Raw genomic sequence first — 17,225 nt, forward strand, 5'->3', positions numbered from 1 at the left:
TACGGGTGCACCGATGGTCGGGGCGAGCAGCCTTGGAGTTTTTCAGAGAACGCAACTTCTTTTTTCCTGCGCGCTTTGCTTAATGCAAGGAGAGAGTGTCCATGAATCCGATTCAGAATATACCACCCCAGTTTTCCAAACCATCTTCCTCAACAGCTAGCCAACAAACCACTTCATCGAATCGCGAGCCTATACCCGAGCGAGACATTCCGCCGGCAGTTGAGCCAGAATGGGCGATTATACGCAGCCCACAATTACAGAGTGACCTTACGCTAAAGATTGTCCTGCATGAAGTCACCGGCCGGATGCCTGTTGAGCCCAATCTTTTTATCAAGATTGCTGGGCAGCCGGCGGAAATGTCCAGCGTCGAGGCGGATGGCACGACATATTGGGGCTATCGCTTTTTTAATCATGACCGGGTGGTGTTGACGACAGGTTCACCGGTTTGGCGGCAGAATGGTGGCCTTGACGCGCTCAGCGTGACTGAAGGACAAATGACAATCCGCTATGGAGCTAAGCTGAAGCGGTTTGCGCAACTAGATTTAATTGCTGATAGCATCAAAATAGAAGGTGAAGTACAGGCTCAGCGTATTCGTTTACTAAGTGGAGCGAATCAGCTTCATTACACGGAGGCGAGAGGCTGGGAGAATGTGTTTGGTCCACAACTTGCTGGTCAAACCGAGTTACCAGATCGAGGGCGGCAGACCGTGGCCCAACAAGCAAAAGTGCGGGCTGAGCGGGAGCTCTGGATATCAAGCCAAGGCGATTTGGTCAATCAGGGTACTCTGCGTACAGATCATGGCGATCTGCGCTTGACAGGCGCAGGCACATTCACTAATGACGGTGGTCTGGTCAAAATCTCAAAGGGGGCTGGCGTACTCACCGTAGATGTTGCTGCTCTAAGTAACGTGAGTGGAGACATCTTTCATCAAGGAGATGGAGAAAAAGTTGAAATTAAAGCCACTGATTTGAACAATCAGGCCGGAGCTATTCGATCGAATAACGACCTGACGCTTAGTATTAGAGCCTTGGAAGGTTCTGGCGTGATCAAGGCCAAACGTGATCTTTCGGTATCGCTACAGAACGATTACACGCATACCGACCCCCAAGCTTTGCAGGCCGGTCGTCATTTATCCTTTAAGACCCAAGGCAAATTGATTCACCAAAGTGTTTTGCATAGCAGCGGAGAAATGCATATTTCTGCGGCGGAGATCGAGACCCATCCACATTCTTCAATCGATAGCTTTAGCACCACAATTAAAGCAGAGAAAATCATAAATCAGGGGGTGATTAGAGGAGGATCGGTCAAAGCCGAAGCGCAGCTACTGAATAATGAAAAAGGCAGAATTGAGGCCGTAGGTGAGATAGCGGAACTGATCCTCAAAGCGGACGAGATAAAAAATAGTGCTGCGCAGATGATTAACGGTGGCCGCGGAAAAACCCACATTTCGGCGACTGGAACCATTGAGAATAGTCAGTCCGGCGTTATTTTTGGCAAAGGGGAGACCCAGCTTACGGCTTCATCTATCGTTAATCACTCTGAGCGCCAAGAGGTGAGCAGGACGAATCAGGGCGGCGTTATCGCGAGTTCAGGTGCGCTCACCCTCAACGCGCAAAAGCTGGAAAACCGGCTAGGCACGATCTACCAGGGCGCACTTGCCACGATACCCTCTGGCACGATGGATGACAGAGGCAAGTTCTGGACAGACGAGGTTAAAAAACGTCAGGCGGATCAAGCTGAAAATTTATTGCTAGCCGATAAACATGCAGCAAAACTCGAGTTGCGCGCTGTCAACGAGTTAGAGAATACCGGCGGACACATCATCCATACGAGCGGAGGCGACACACAGATTACCGCCGGCCAATTCAAAAATAACGCCGGGCATGATGAGCAGGTTGAGTCCCCAGGTCTAGTGATTGGTTATAGCAATCTCACGCTGCAGGCGCACAGTGTATCGAATGGACAAAGCGGCCAGTTATTGGCCGGAGGGAACTGGCAAATTTCCTCTGTAACGGATTTACAAAGCGCATCGAGCGCAGAATCCCCCCTCCTGGCTCAAGGCGATTTGGTGAATCAAGGTGTCATCGTCAGTGGAAAGCGAACCTCGCTTGACGCAAACCAGATTGATAATCAAACCGAGGCTTTAATTAAGGGAGAACAGGTATTGCTCAAGGCCAAAGGCAAGTTGATCAATAAAGGGCTGATCTATGGCAACACAGTTGCAGTGGGGGCTCAGACTTTAAGTAATTTCGAGTCAAATTACACGATTAACGGCTACAAACCCAGTGTCATTGCCGCGGATAGAAACCTGGATATAGGCGCTAAATGGCTTGAAAACAAAGACCATAGTTTGCTTTTCAGTGGCGGCGATATGGCCATTGGCCTGCAACTGGATGCGCATAACCAGGCGGTAGGCAAGGCGATACGCACGACGAATTCATCGGCCACGGTTGATGCAGGCGGTCAGCTTTTGATCAATACCTTTCGGTTAATCAATAAAACCGCTTATTTTAAAACCCGAGAACGGGTGGTGGATGAGCAATTCATTATAGAAGTTCAACCCGAAGGTTCGACCCAGCGTTATCGCCTTGACCAACTTGCATGGGACGCTAGCAAGGGAGGCCGCCAGGTGGTGAAAGATGGCACTGCGGGCTCTTTCGCTGACTATACTGAGTACGGCTTTATGCGTATTGTAAAAGATACGGTGGTCGAAGAATGTGCACCTGCGACGATCCAGGCAGGTGGGGACATCACCCTGTCTGGCCGGGTGTTGAATGACAAAAGCAAGTTGATTGCAGGTGGAGCAATCCGTCCCCTGGATCATACGTTCGAGATGGAAGACAATCGCGATGCGGTTAACACGATTACCCAAACGGATATAGGTCTATCCCGCTATACGCATAGTGAGTGGCACGGTTACCTTAGAGGGCGGGACCGCACGTATAGCGCCTTTATCGACTATCGGCTTTCTTCTACGGAACAGCGTAAATTGGATCTCACCCTGCAAGCAGAGGGTGGAATCGTTCAGCATGAAAATCCGGATTTATTGAGAATACAGGCGCACGATATGAGTGGCGCTATGAGGGTGCGAGATGCCAGCCAAAATGGCTTGATGGTCCCATCATTGCCAACAAGCGGCATGCATATTGTGCAAACTGCGCCTGAGCATTCTGTTTTAGTTGAGATTGATCCGCGCTTTCATCATGCTGGAGCGTTTCTTTCAAGTAACTATCTGTTAGATTTGCTTGGCATTAACCCGAGAAATGCGCCCAAACGTCTGGGCGGTGGTTTTTATGAACAGCAGCTCATACGTGCTCAAAGCATTGCCTTGACTGGACAGTATGCACTGTCTTACTCAAGGAATCAAAGAGCCGAATACCAGGCTTTAATGAGAGCCGGCGCAGAATATGCACAGCTGGCGCAGCTTGAGTTAGGCGCGCCATTGACGGCTGAGCAACAGGCGTTATTACCCTACGATATGGTCTGGTTAGTGAGCCAAACCGTCAGGTTGCCTGATGGATCGAAACAAATCGTACTCGCGCCTAAAGTGTATTTGTCAGGCGCGTGCGCCTATCGCCCACAGCTAGGCGGCTCCGGCATCGCCGCCAGCGAGATTGATTTAGTCAGCCAGGGCGTGATTAAAAATGCCGGTACGATGATTAGCACGGGGAAAATTCATCTTGACGCGCAAAATATTGATAATCGGCGCGGCACCATTGTAAGTCTGGACCGGATTGCTTTACATGCGAACGAAGATATAGACGGCCGTGCTGGCGTATTTGCCGGTCAACAACTCTCCTTGCAGGCTGAACGGGATATTCATCTGGAAAGCCAAACCCGGACAACGTATGCTGCTAGCGGTAGTGTGACCACATTAGACGGGCTGACCCATATTCAGGCTGAGCAACTGGAAGTCAGGGCCAAGAGAAACCTTGATTTGGCAGCAGCTCGTGTTGAAGTCAGCCAGGCCGCTATTTTAGAAGCGGGACATGATCTAAACTTGGGCACAGCCGAGACAGCGACGCAGCAGCAATTGATATGGGATGCGCGTAACTCGTTGAGCCAAAGCAGAAAAACAGAAGTCGGCGCTCACATTCAAACAGGCGCTTCACTTGAGCTTAAGGCAGGGCATGATTTCAATGCAGCTGGCACATATGTGAGCGTCGGAGGCGATCTCTCTATCCAGGCTGGACGGGATATTAATCTTGAAGCGGCGTATGAAGAACAGGCTTTTGCAGAATCCCATTATCATGAATTTGATCATTTGTTTTCTTCTTCGAGTGAATTAACCCAGACTAAGCAACGCGGAAAACAGGCGCTAAGCGGCCTTTTTTCAGGCGATAAGGTCGAATTAAAAGCGGGGCGGAATTTAAATGCGGTGGGTTCCAAGATCCTCAGTGAGCAACGTACCGATTTGTCCGCAGGTCAAGATGTTGTGCTCGATTCCGCTACGCAGATTGCCGAGGCCAGCCATTATACGGTGACGCGGCGCTCAGGGCTGTTGGATGCGGGCCATTTCGGTTATGCGGTAGGTGAGCGTGAACAGAAGAGCCAGGTAGAAAGCGAGCATACGCCCCAAGTTGGGACAATGATTGGCAGCGTATCAGGCGATGTTTATGTCAAGGCAGGTAATGAATATCGGCAAAGCGGTAGTCAGCTGGTTGTGCCGGCAGGGGATATTAAGATACAGGCAGCCAAAGGCAAGATAGATGCGGCCTATGAGCAGGGACAGATCTGGCAGCACAGTGAATACCATCAATCAGGTTTGATGGCCTCGTTGAGTGCGCCGGTGATTGCGGCGGCGCAAACGAATCATCAAATGCTGCAAGCCAGTCCCCAAGCCAGCGATCCACGGATGCAAGCTTTAGCAGCGGGTGCGGGGGCACTGGCGACAAAAAATGCCTACGATGCGATCAAAATGGATCCAAAGGCCGCGGGTGGTGCGACAGTAAGCGTGATGATTGGTGAAGACCATTGTGAAACCGAGCAGATGCAGCTGAGCAAGACAGCGCTGAACAGCACGCTGGCGGCCGGTGGCAATATATCGATCCAGATCAGTGGCTTAGGGGAAGAATCCACGCTGGATCTGATTGGCCCTCGTATAGTGGCAAAACAGGATATTGCACTGAACGTAGAAGGCCGACTGAATGTAGAAGCTGCGCCGAATAGTCTAATTGAGCAGAGTCAGCAGCGTAGTCAGAGCAGCGCCGTGGGGATGGCGGCAACGCTTGGCAGCCAGAGCTCAATAGGCGCTTCAATGGCAGTCAGTGCCGGCCATGGTCATGCCGATGAGGCGCAAATCAACTATACGCCGGCCTTGATCCAGGCGGGGGGCAGGCTGATGCTCAATGCGCAAAGCGATGTACGCTTAAAAGGTGCGCAGATTGCAGCAGAGCAGGTGAAAGCCCAGATTGAGGGGGATCTTGAAATAGAAAGTGTGCAAGACACAGCGACTTACCATAGTCATTCTCAAAGTATCAGCGGCAGTGCGAGCGCGGGGCCGTCTTCAGCAGTCAGCCTGCATTTCTCACAACGCAGGATGGATAGTCATTATCTGAGTGCTGCAGAGCAGGCGGGGATTCAGGCCGGAGATGGGGGCTTTCAGATCACGGTCAAGGGTGATACGAAGCTTTTAGGCAGCGTGATTGCAGGGAGTGATCAGGCGGTGCGAGAAGGAAGGAACACGCTGACAACAGCGACCTTGCAAATATCCGACCTGACGAATCAGGCGAATTATGATGCAACAAGTATTAGTTTAGGGGCTGGGTATAGTAAAAATGGCAAAGGGGTGGGTTCGAAACAATCGGGAGAAGTCACAACGCCTGCGCATAGTGGCAATCAGTTGGCGAGCCGAGGTGGGATAACGCCGGCAATTCCGCTTGTGATCGGTGCTTCGGGTGAGGCGAGGTCAATGACCCGCAGTGCGATCAGTGGTGCGGAGATTGTCATTACGGATGAAGCTCGGCAGATAGAGCTGACGGGGCAGAGTGCAGCAAAGACGATAGCGGGTTTGAACCGTAATGTGGCGCAGAGTCATCAGGCGTTAGCGCCGATTTTTGATCGGAATCAGATTGAGGTGGGTTTTGATATCGTCAATGCATTGGGTCGGGAAGCGGGGACGTTTGTCTTGAATAGGGTCAGGGAGGCTGATCATAAGATTGAACAAGCCGAGCGTTTGGAAGTACTAGCTGGTAATGAGTCGATGCCTGTGCAGCAGCAGGAATTAATCGAAGCAGCGGCAGAGTTGCGCGAGCAAGCGCAGATCTTAAATAAGCAATGGGGAGCAGGCGGAACCTACCGCCGAATCGTCACTGCGCTGACGGCAGCGGCATCGGGCAATGTGACGGGGACGGCTGCAGAATTCACCCAAGCAGCGGCGCTGAATTATCTGCAAAGTTTAGGCGCAGAAAAAATCAAGCATATTGCGGATAACTTGAATAACGAAACGACTCGTGCTGCGTTGCATGGGGCATTGGCTTATGGCAGTGCAGTCGCACGGGGGCAATCGGGTGGCTCAGCCGCCTTAGGCGCGAGTGCAAGTGTATTGGTGAATAATCTGTTAGGTCCTGTAGACGAATTTTCTGAAGAAGAGAAAGAAGCGCGCAAGAGTTTAGTTACCAGCCTGGTGGTGGGGCTTGCGGATGCAGGAGGGGCAGATGCGACCTCTGCGCAGAATGCGGCGCAGATTGAGATAGAAAATAATGCCATAGCGCTGGCGGCGGCGCCGTTAGTGGTAACCCCACCTGGGTTTATTTTTTTAGGCGCGTTGGCTGCGGGCATAGTGGTAGGGAGTGCTTATGAATGGTATAAAAAAGATCGAGCAAATAATGTAGAGCAACCCGGAGAGGATGAGGATCAGATAGTACAACCGGCTCCACCGCCAATGGTCATGCCTATGGAGCCACAGCAGCCGTTCCAGATTCCCGGCAGGGCATGGCATCAGGATGAAGAAGTGCTGCTTGAAGGCATGCCGAATCAATCTGGAGAGCATATCGTTCAACCTTTAGTGATGCCAAGGGAAGTTCAATCAGCAGGTAATGTGATGGTGAGGCCGCTTGGTGAGGAGTTGGATATATTTGACACGGTTATTTTTAGTAAGGGGGTTAAAGAAGAAAAAACTGATGAGCGGTTAGTAAATAAAATATTTGGTGGTAATCGCACTAGTTTAGAAAATATTACATCTAGAGGAACCAAGGTGGAAAGCATCCCGGATGGAACGAGGACTACAGCAGATGCAGATTTCGATGCGCTTGGCTTAAGTGATATCCGTGCTATTGATACAAATTACGGCCAAGGGCGGGTTGGAAATCTACCTGATGGGACAACTGTTATTGTTCGCCCAAGCCGTGATGGGAGGCCAACTATTGAGTTTCAATCATCTAATAGGACTATAAGGGAGATACGTTATGGCCGTCCATGAGTTAGTAAAAATAGAGGCTGATATAGGATATAAACTTAAGTTACTACTCTATTCCGAACAGCAATTTGATTATGTGGAAATCCGTAAACTCGGATGGGAAATTTTTTATATAGATGATAAAGCAATTTTTGACGAAGAATCAACTCACTTTGAAGAGGCAATGAGAAAATTTGGATGTGACTCTTTTTTTGTTGCGACAACTCTCAATATTTTATCTGATTTTAGTAATATTAAAGCTATTAAATTTCCGTCTAATAAATATTCTATTGAAAAATTCCAAAATGCTAGTGAATTTGAAATGAGTCTTAACGATTGTTTGATTTTTTCAATTCCTACTAATTTTGCAATATTAAGAACAGGAGAGGTTTTGTATACCCTTTATGCAGGGCCTTCTACTTTTACTGCGTGTTTTAAATAAATATCAATTTTTGATAAACCGTAAAATCTGTATTTAGTAAAGAGCGAAAAAAGCCAATAAAGACAAGGAGTATGTTCCGAATGCCGGATCTGTGGATCAGATGGATGATTTTTTTAATGAAACAGAGCTGGAGAGGACGCTGAATCACATATCTAATCCTACTAAAGAAATTTTTAACGGAGCAAAATTATACAAAGCAATCGATAAAATTAAAGGCGTAATAAGAATGGGCGACTTTTTTTACATAGATACAGCTCTCATGAATCATTTGGAAGTTTTTGACAGTATTAAAGAATTCAGCCATGTTTTAAAATTTGATGGCACAGTTAATCGAGACAAGACTGATAAAGCAAAAGGCAGAAAAGTGAGTAAATGAAATTTATATTGGATTTTAATAGATTCAAAGCGTGCCATATGGAATTCGCTTTGTGTGATTCATAGACATCGTTTCAATTAAAATAGAAGGATGGATATCGTCCATCAATTCATAGGCAAATGTCGGTTTGGCAACGCTTGTGTAGCCCGTCCCCTCCCTAGGGTTTATAAGCCCGTCCCGGAGCATATTGCGCACGAGCCGAGCCGCTCCGGGGTTCAAATCCCGAAAGGGATTTCTTCGGAAGACATCACCGCACCTCCCTGTTGGAGCAGGCGGGCATTCATCGAGCTCAAGCGCTCTGAGGGTTCAATGGGGGGTATAACGGACGCGCCCCTAACGGTTAACTTGGCCTGATAGGAAGTCCAACTTAAAATAACCCGAATGCGGCTGCCTTCCTGTTCTATTTGCCATAGGCGAACCGCTTTATCTTCTCCTCCTATGGCTAGCATAGGATAACCTTTTGCCGCTTCCTCCTCCTGCCACGCAACCGAACGAACAGGACCATTACAATCTTCAATGGTCGCTACACATTCTCCTGAGCCCAACCATAGCTTAATTCTGCCATCCCACCCCCCGGAAGCGAGCCAATTCGAGTCTGGCGAAAAACTCACACTCGTCACAGCACTATTATGCGGATATGTGCACACCGCACCACGCGTTGCGCTCTCTACACTCCATAGATTCACATTCTGGTCATCACTCCCAGAAGCGAGCCATTTCGAGTCTGGCGAGAAACTCACGCTATTCACACTAGCGCTATGCCCTTTATATGTATGGCCACGCATTTCGCTCCTCTCTATGCTCCATAGCCTCACACTGTTGTCTGAGCTCCCAGAAGCGAGCCAATTCGAGTCTGGCGAGAAACTCACACTAGTCACGACACCACTGTGCCAATACATCTCCACTGGGTCACGCATTGCGCTCCCTACGCACCATATCTTCACACTGTTGTCTGAGCTCCCTGAAGCGAGCCACTGCCCGTCTCGAGAAAGACTCACACTCGTCACACCAGAATTATGCCGTCCAACCGTGTGGCCATGCCTTGCATTCTCTACGCTCCATAGCCTCACACTTTGGTCATCGCTCCCAGAAGCAAGCTGCTTCCCCTTTCGAGAAAAACTCACACTCGTCACACTAGCCCGATGCCCTTCATACGTATGCGCTAGACTATATGTTGCGCTCGCTAAACTCCATAGCTTCACACTCTCGTCAGAACTCGCAGAAGCAAGCCACCGCCCGTCTCGAGAAAAACTCACACTCGTCACACGAGCCCGATGCCCTTCATATGTATGCGACGGCAGGCCACACGTTGCGGGCGCTACGCTCCATAGCCTTACACTGTGGCCTGAACTCCCAGAAACAAGCCAATCCCCGTTTTGAGAAAAACTCACGCTCATCACTCTGGCATGCCCTTCATACGTATGCGGCGGCAGGCCACGCGTTGCGGGTGCTGCACTCCATAACTTCACGCTTCCGTCATCACTCCCAGAAGCGAGCCAATTCCCGTCTTCCGAAAAACTCACACTCGTCACACCAGAACTATGCCCTTCATACCTATGCAGCAGGCCACGCGTTGCGGGTGCTGCACTCCATAACTTCACGCTTCCGTCATCACTCCCAGAAGCAAGCCAATTCCCGTCTTCCGAAAAACTCACATTCGTCACACCAGAACTATGCCCTTCGTACGTATGCAGCAGGCCACGCGTTGCGGGTGCTGCACTCCATAACTTCACGCTTCCGTCATCACTCCCAGAAGCAAGCCAATTCCCGTCTTCCGAAAAACTCACATTCGTCACACCAGAACTATGCCCTTCATACCTATGCAGCAGGCCACGCGTTGCGGGTGCTGCACTCCATAACTTCAAGCTTCCGTCATCGCCCCCAGAAGCAAGCCACTGCCCGTCTCGAGAAAGACTCACGCTGGTCACACCCACACCAGCATGCCCTTCGTACGTATGCGGCGGCAGGCCACGCGTTGCGGGCGCTACGCTCCATAACTTCACACTTCCGTCATCGCTCCCAGAAGCGAGCCACTGCCCGTCTTGAGAAAAGCTCACACTCGTCACACTAGCCCGATGCCCCTCATACGTGTCCAACAGCTCTAAGCTCTCAGCCTCATACAATTGAATCCAACCCTCTTCTGTGCCAACCGCCAACCAACCTCCATTGGGCGAATACGTGCAAGCACGAACCTCGGCCCCCACCTTTAAAGTGGGCTTTTCTCCAAATTCAACGCCAGCTAGCTTCGTTCCGTGCAATTGTGCGCCCCGTAACCATGCCCCTTGCAAGTTAACGCCACTTAAATCTGCCCCGTTGAACTTGGTATGGTCAAATATCCCATAGCTTAGATCCGCCCCAGCCGCCCATATTTCACTAAAATCTTTTGCACTAAACGGCACTCCTGCCCGGACCAGAATAGTCAGCGTATTCGCCGAGGCGATTTGCATATCCTCCCGCTTCGAGTAGTGCTCAATAAAATTCAGTAACTGCGCTTTAAATTCTGGCTCCTGCCGCACGCGCTCGACTAAAAAGTCGAGAACGGCCGGGTCCTTCACCAGGCTCTGGTTCAGTAATACGGTTTTCTTCACCAATGATAATTCCAGCTTCGACTCCCATATCGAGCGCGCTACAAAATAATCCCTTATCGATTTATGGATAAACTTGTACTGATCGCCTTGGTGTATCAGCGGAGCATTCAGGCGCATCAGTGAAGTATTTAGGCGCATCAATTCCGTCATGACATCGCCATCCCCCAAAAACTCATCGCGCCAGTCTGGCTGCTGCGATGCGATGTTAGCCTCTTCCCAGGGGGCATGCTCTGCAGCCACATAGGTAGTCACCTCATCCCTGGCACGGTATAGGGCGGTTGCAAACCGTTTGCTGAAGTCAACACTGTTTATGACAAAATTTGGGGTTAATTCAATCGATCCAAGACGCTGTTGCGAGCGCTTAAACCAGTCCTGAACAAACCGGTCATAGAGTGCAATACGCGTAAATGGCAGCCAATCACCGGGCTTGGATAGCCCGCTCAACGCCATTTTGAGCACAAACGGGTTACTAACCAGCGTACTTAAATCCGACCGCTTGAGCCTTGTTTTATATTCATCAGCAGTCCACTCAGATTGTGGGTGGGCTTTTTTATATTTATCAACATATTGCTCAATTAAGGGTTCCGAAAACGGCGCTAACCGGTATTCCTGAAGGGCTTCGGGCTGGCCGGACGGATAAAATTTGCGCTGATAGCCAGAGCCCAAATATTCCGGACGGCTGGTGATGATCACTTTGGCTTGTGTCCACTTATCCAGCTCGTTATCTGTATAGAATGAGCGCTGACGCTCCTCAATTTTATTATCAAAGCCATCCAGAATAAAAACAAAGCGCTCGGTGGCGCGCAACGTCTGTATCTCTTCTGTCGAAAAGCCCAGGCTTTCAAAAAAAGCGATGACCCGATTGTGATTGGCGCTTTTCAGGCTCGACAGCGTAATAAACACCGGGATGGGGGCATCCTCTAGGCTGATATACGCCTTCCACCGGCTACGGGCGAACTGCCAGCTAAAGGTCGATTTGCCTAAACCCGCCTCGCCCTGCAAAAGCAATACTTTCTTCGTGTCTAGCTCCAGAAAATCACACACCTTATTGTATAAATTAAAACGATTTTCTGCATCGTAATTCGGGGCGTTTATCAGCACACCGTCTGGTGATACATAATGCGCCAGCGCATCTCGGATCTCGTTATCCTGCTCCTGACCTGTTACATACGTTATCTGCAATTTCTGAATATCGGCAGACAGGCTTTTTAGCAGTCGATCCTTCAGCGGGATAGTTAACTTCCTGCGAGCAGCTTCTAGCAACTCCGTATCTGGACGTCCCTTCCAAAACGGATCCCAAGCAGGGGGCACATAAGTATTGCTCGGGTCGGCACGTGCCTCCAGCCGTGCTAAAGTAGCTGCCGCGTACTGGTTGACTTGAGTTACCTCTGGCTGAAACATAAGCGACGTACCAAGCGTCTTATTCAGCTCTCTGGCTACACCTTGTCGCAGACGAGCGACAGCGGCACTTTGCTGTACTTGACTCAGTACCCCTTCTTTTTGCATCCAGTGAGCAGTGTCATCCCGCAGGCTTTGTAAAAATTGGATGGCCTTCCTCGGGACATCCGTATTTTCCTGGGTACACGCCAGACGCTCCAGGCACTGACATACTCCCTGTAAAAAATCGGCGCTCTGACGATAGGCGCTGTTACGCACCAGTGTTTCGAACTTCTCTAACTGATTCGCCTGAATCAGCAACTCTACATATTGCAGCGCAACATACCACCTATTATGGTGCCGTCTGTTCTGGGTGTCTAGCCTACCCCTCTCAAGCTCTGCCTCTGCATTCCGTGCATTCTGAACGGCTTCTCTTAATTGATTACATTTAGTAGCGGTGCTGCTGCTGACGACCTCTACGAGATCAGTCAATGCGTCATGAAAGTTTCCAAAGTTCCGCCGCAATAAATTCACATTCAGAGTTTGAGTCGCCAAGCCCACCTTGCTCACCTCAGAGAAGCACCGCAACACAGCCTCCAACTTACTTTCATCATTGGGAATATAGGCCAGGGCTTCACACGCATAACGAATTTGCCAGGACAACGCTACATCTTCCGTGGGATTTAGCCAATTTCCATCGCGAAGCATTTGATAGAGCGGCTGTTGTAGCCTCTCACGGCTAATGCCGGATACGCCCGCTTGCCCCATCGTATCCAATAGTTGTGAGATGGCCTGCATTAATTCCAGCACAGGCACAGGATTTTCTTTATCCATGTTATTGAGAATGGCCCGCAAAGTCTGAAACACCTTGGTCCATTTACTTGTAAGGAAGGTGATGGTTGGGCAATTCTGCACGATCACGACCAGGCCCTGTACCGCAGCTATATTTAGAGCGTGCTTAGGGCCAAGCGCCTCCAATGTGTGGTCAACTAACAGGCCATACGTTTCTGCCTGCGGAATCGTTGCCAGCGCAGCGGCTTCTCGCATATAGAACAGCGTTTTATCTGATTTTCCAAATTTTTTCAGGATTGGGGTCACGAGCCGCGATACTCGTGTTTGTAGTTCCTGTTGCGGACCATTACCATAGGTTTGTTGCAAGCACCAGGCTAGGTGCTGCGTATCAGTAATGGCGGCGGGCTCTACCAGCGCATAAGGAGGACAAGCAGAAGGCTCATGATTCTCAAAAAAGGGGGCTGGTATCCCCGTGGAGTCAAGAGTGGAGGCGGGCGTTACAGACGAAGGTCGTAAGGAAATCGGGCGTCTAATCTGAGGTAAACCAGGCGCCGGCGCGCCTGACAAAAGATTCAAAATTCCCTGCACCGCAGCCCGTCGCTCTGGATCTGAAAAATACTCTCGCGCTTTTCTATATCTCTCACGCACGACCTCGACATCAGCGCCTTGTTGCCGCCAGAGTTCTGCCTGTTTTTGATACACCTCGCCAAGCACCGGCCTGCTTTCCGCTTCTCTGCCACATCGGACCCCACGCTTCAGCGCGGCTTTCGCCGTATTGAAGTGGCCCAGTGCCTGCTCGAATGCCTGGTTTTGATTCGCACCGCTAAGCTGCCGACCTTCCTTATAATAATTATCGGCGGCCTGTAGAGCGGCTTCACCACGTTCAACCGCCGTCTCTGGTGGCTGCCATGATTCAGTTATTTTTGCAGTGATTCTTGAAAGCATCTTTTATTCCCCATGGTCATTATGGAAAATGATTACTTTTTAGCACGACACCTTATGCTCTTGGTAGCCTGAAATACCGGCTCCACCTTTTATCCTTCCGAATAGCAGTCCACACGAATTTCACTATAGATCAACATACGCGATTTACAAAATAAAAAAGGGGGGCGATTTATAAGTTCCAGGGAGTCTGTTGCAAGGTTTGTAGGGAGAGTTGAGCTAGGTCGTCAATAGTGGACGCCATATTGAATAATGGCACCTTTAGCCCTTTGGTCTTAAGTATGTCAAAAGCTATATCGTTCATTTCGTCACAATTTCCAGCTTGATATTGCATAGAATATTTTATTTTTCGTTCGGTTTTTCCTATTGGACTTTTATCTGCTGAACTTTCTTTTGCAGCTTCTTTGATTGATTCTCGACACATTTTTTTGCGTATGGTGCTTTCTCCTCCTGTGTAAAGTATGCTAAATAACTTACTGCCAGAGCCATAATGCATAATATCTTTAACTTCCGCAATAACTTCTGAACAAATCTTTAAATGTTTCATGGTTTCTTCTGTGACTATTTCAGTTTGTTTGAGATATTTATTCAGATTTAGATTTAAATCTCTTGAATTTAATACTTGATGGCGGTTAATTGGCCTAGGCGGGAGATTAAATGTTGTATAATATTATGAGATAAGTGTAAAAATGTCTTGCCCTGGATCTGTTATGGAGTAAATGAGACTCGGAAAATCCCTCCATTTTTTTATAAACAAATTCATCACTCATATTAGTTAATGCTATTATTTTGCGTTTTGGAATAGTTAACTTTAATTGGGTGAAAGATTTTTGTATTTTCTAGTGCGAAGATAAATAGATTAATGCGCTTAGTATGGTTTTGCTTAACTCAAAATCTTATTTTTTTAAATTTTATGATTTTAAAGTGTTAATTTTAAAATGGTGATTATACTTAGGATGTGGATTAAATGATCAGCGAATCACTAATAGTCTATATGTGGGTCCATGCGAAATTGGACTCCGTTTTCGTCTGAGGACGAGTTTTACAACCAACGAAGGAAGACATCATGAATATCAAGATGATCAATCAACCCATGCAACCTCGCGTGGAACGCCTTAGTAAAATTATTGGTGCGCCAATATTCGAAAGTACCCTATGGGGACATGAATACACGTTGGACCACCTTAATGAGATGTTGACCGCTCAAGTGAAATCAGGTCATTTTGACAAATTCATATTCTATGGGATGGGTTGTTCCTCAGTCGTCTCTGACATCGTAAAGGGATTCTTTATTACCCATCAAATACCCATTGATGTTGAAGTAGTCAATGACTACGATACCGAATGGTTTGTGACCGACAAAGATTTAACTCGCGACAAAACCCTTGTCTTTATTGTTTGCTATTCAGGATGGTCTGTGGAACCGTGCCTTTTTTATGAGCGAATGAAACGTCTGAACGGTGCGCTCAACTTGATCGTCTTAAGCGGAGGCGGGCGGATTGCGAAGATGGCAAAAAATGATGGAAATTCGGTCATTGAATACAGAATGCGACACGCAGATAGAGAATACCCTCTCTATCATGTACAGCAATTTTTCTCGATTTTTCTTGACCTATTTCACAAACTCAACATCCTTGAGATTGATTACGAAGATCAATTGAGGGATGCGGTTTCATATCTGAAGCAAAAATTCGATAGCTCGCTGATAGATAAGGCATACGCTATGGCCGAGAAATTACAGGGAAGCCGCATTGTACTTCTCTCGACCTCGAAGTGGTATGTTCAATTGCTCAAGCAGACTACTATGTTCTTCAATGAGATTGCAATGGTTCCTACACATCGGAACCTGCTCCACGAATTCTCTCATACTGAAGTGGCGGCCTATTCGAATCCAGTGGAGAAACAGGCGATCATCATCCTGTCGGATTCTGAGGATGATGATTACACAAAGAACAAAGTGGCGACACTCAGAAAATTGTTTGGAGATAAGTCAATTCCTCAGAACATGAATATTGAATTTTTCGATATTCAACTTAATCAAGAGGATTTTTTCCAGAAATTCTATTTCGCACACTTCTTCATGGTTTATGTTGCAATGTTCCTTGGACAGATGAGCAATGTCGAAGGGCGTGACCTTATATCAATCGCGGCTAAGAATCCATGGTGGAGTCAAGAGTCTATAGATGAGCACCCCTTGTGCGTGGACATTCCCGGCGAACTCAGCGAATCGATCCAGAAGAGCATTGAGGTTGTTTAAGCATTCTGCAGCCTCACTATACGTGTATGGTGAGGCTGCACTAAGGAGTTGATTTTGAATAAATTGGCAATCCAAGATGATGCTGTACGACACGATATAAATTAATCAATTCACCGTTCGTATCGTTGATTACTTCAATATGTGCGGGTTCAGGCCGTAGGAAATACAGAGCAATACAGAGCAATCCCGCCACAAAAAGCCTCAACATAGCAATTATGCGGTGGAAATAGCGCAAAGAGCTTTTGAGCTAAACGATGCTTACCGCCCATCCACAGAATAATTGGAGAAGCAGGAAATAGGACTTGATTCATACCCATGTCACACAGTCGCCGATGGTGTCGTGCGTTTTGATAGCCGTTTTTAAGTTGGCCTCCGAGGAGTAATGCAACCGTTAACCGCCTTAAGAGTTAACTTATTTTGCTTAGATGCCACAATTCTGTACGCACGGGAGCCTTTTGACCCATAAAATAAAGTGTTCAGCAAAATATGAACTTTATCGAACTATTTTGCTTGAATGAGTTAAACGTCACTTGTTCTCAAAGCTATAAAGCTCTTATGCATGGGGAATTACAGTCACTAAGTAAAGCAAACTACCTTTGAATACCCCTTAAGTCGGTTAACGGTTCCATTACTCCCTGGAGGCCAATTTACATACCTAAAAGCAATGGTAATAAGAAAAGGCCGCTCGATATTCCCTGTATGATTGACAGAGCCCAACAAGCTTTATACCTATTGGCTCTGCAGCCTGTTTCGGAGACAAAGGCAGATCTGCATTCGGGGCCTAAGGTGCAGTGGAACGGTTAACCGGCATAAGGGCTGTTGTAGAACAATTTTTAGCAATAACATCCGTGAATATGGATGTACGAAATCGTTCTTTTTCGGACGACTTGACGATCCGTGTTCTTGAAAAAGATTTCCCGTATTTCAACGTTTTATCGAACTGATTGCCTGTGCGTCCCACAAAATAGGCATTCCACCCCTATGACAGGATTTTTTGCAAAAATCATTTGTCCATCGTTACAATTTGGAAAAATTGTTGATGAGGACGATGCGG

The 17,225-nt window shown here is 48.1% G+C and carries 6 protein-coding genes and 1 pseudogene; 4 read left to right on the forward strand and 3 right to left on the reverse strand.

Annotation, left to right across the window (positions count from 1 at the left end; all coding sequences use genetic code 11):
* The first annotated feature begins 101 nt into the window (after positions 1 to 101).
* The 3 genes from MCB1EB_RS04700 to MCB1EB_RS04710 all read left to right on the forward strand — a co-directional run bounded on the left by MCB1EB_RS04700 (position 102) and on the right by MCB1EB_RS04710 (position 8,215).
* Positions 102 to 7,421: a hemagglutinin repeat-containing protein gene (locus MCB1EB_RS04700; RefSeq protein ID WP_045362576.1), complete on the forward strand. Its 7,320-nt coding sequence runs from the start codon at positions 102 to 104 to the stop codon at positions 7,419 to 7,421.
* Positions 7,408 to 7,839, forward strand: a complete 432-nt coding sequence (locus MCB1EB_RS04705) for a hypothetical protein (RefSeq protein ID WP_045362573.1) — start codon at positions 7,408 to 7,410, stop codon at positions 7,837 to 7,839. Before MCB1EB_RS04700 ends, MCB1EB_RS04705 begins: the two co-directional genes overlap by 14 nt.
* A gap of 100 nt (positions 7,840 to 7,939) precedes the next feature.
* A complete protein-coding gene (locus MCB1EB_RS04710) occupies positions 7,940 to 8,215 on the forward strand; it encodes a hypothetical protein (RefSeq protein WP_052393709.1) in 276 nt (91 codons plus the stop codon).
* A 215-nt stretch (positions 8,216 to 8,430) separates the two neighbouring features.
* Here MCB1EB_RS04710 and MCB1EB_RS04715 read toward each other — a convergent pair whose 3' ends face one another.
* Together MCB1EB_RS04715 and MCB1EB_RS04720 are read right to left on the reverse strand one after the other, a co-directional pair.
* A complete protein-coding gene (locus MCB1EB_RS04715; RefSeq protein ID WP_126353890.1) occupies positions 8,431 to 13,917 on the reverse strand; it encodes an NACHT and WD40 repeat domain-containing protein in 5,487 nt (1,828 codons plus the stop codon).
* Positions 13,918 to 14,086: 169 nt separating this feature from the next.
* Positions 14,087 to 14,461, reverse strand: coding sequence for a hypothetical protein (locus MCB1EB_RS04720; protein ID WP_045362568.1), 375 nt, complete (start codon positions 14,459 to 14,461; stop codon positions 14,087 to 14,089).
* Between the two features lie 519 nt (positions 14,462 to 14,980).
* Between MCB1EB_RS04720 and MCB1EB_RS04725 the strand changes: the two genes are divergently transcribed.
* The gene (locus MCB1EB_RS04725) at positions 14,981 to 16,171 is read left to right on the forward strand and encodes an SIS domain-containing protein (protein WP_045362565.1); all 1,191 of its coding nucleotides are present in this window, start codon (positions 14,981 to 14,983) and stop codon (positions 16,169 to 16,171) included.
* Between the two features lie 73 nt (positions 16,172 to 16,244).
* Here the strand turns inward: MCB1EB_RS04725 and MCB1EB_RS04730 are convergent.
* A pseudogene (locus tag MCB1EB_RS04730) lies at positions 16,245 to 16,482 on the reverse strand (DNA adenine methylase); the annotation flags it as partial.
* Positions 16,483 to 17,225: the final 743 nt, after the last annotated feature.

Source organism: Mycoavidus cysteinexigens (assembly GCF_003966915.1).
Lineage (GTDB): Bacteria > Pseudomonadota > Gammaproteobacteria > Burkholderiales > Burkholderiaceae > Mycoavidus > Mycoavidus cysteinexigens.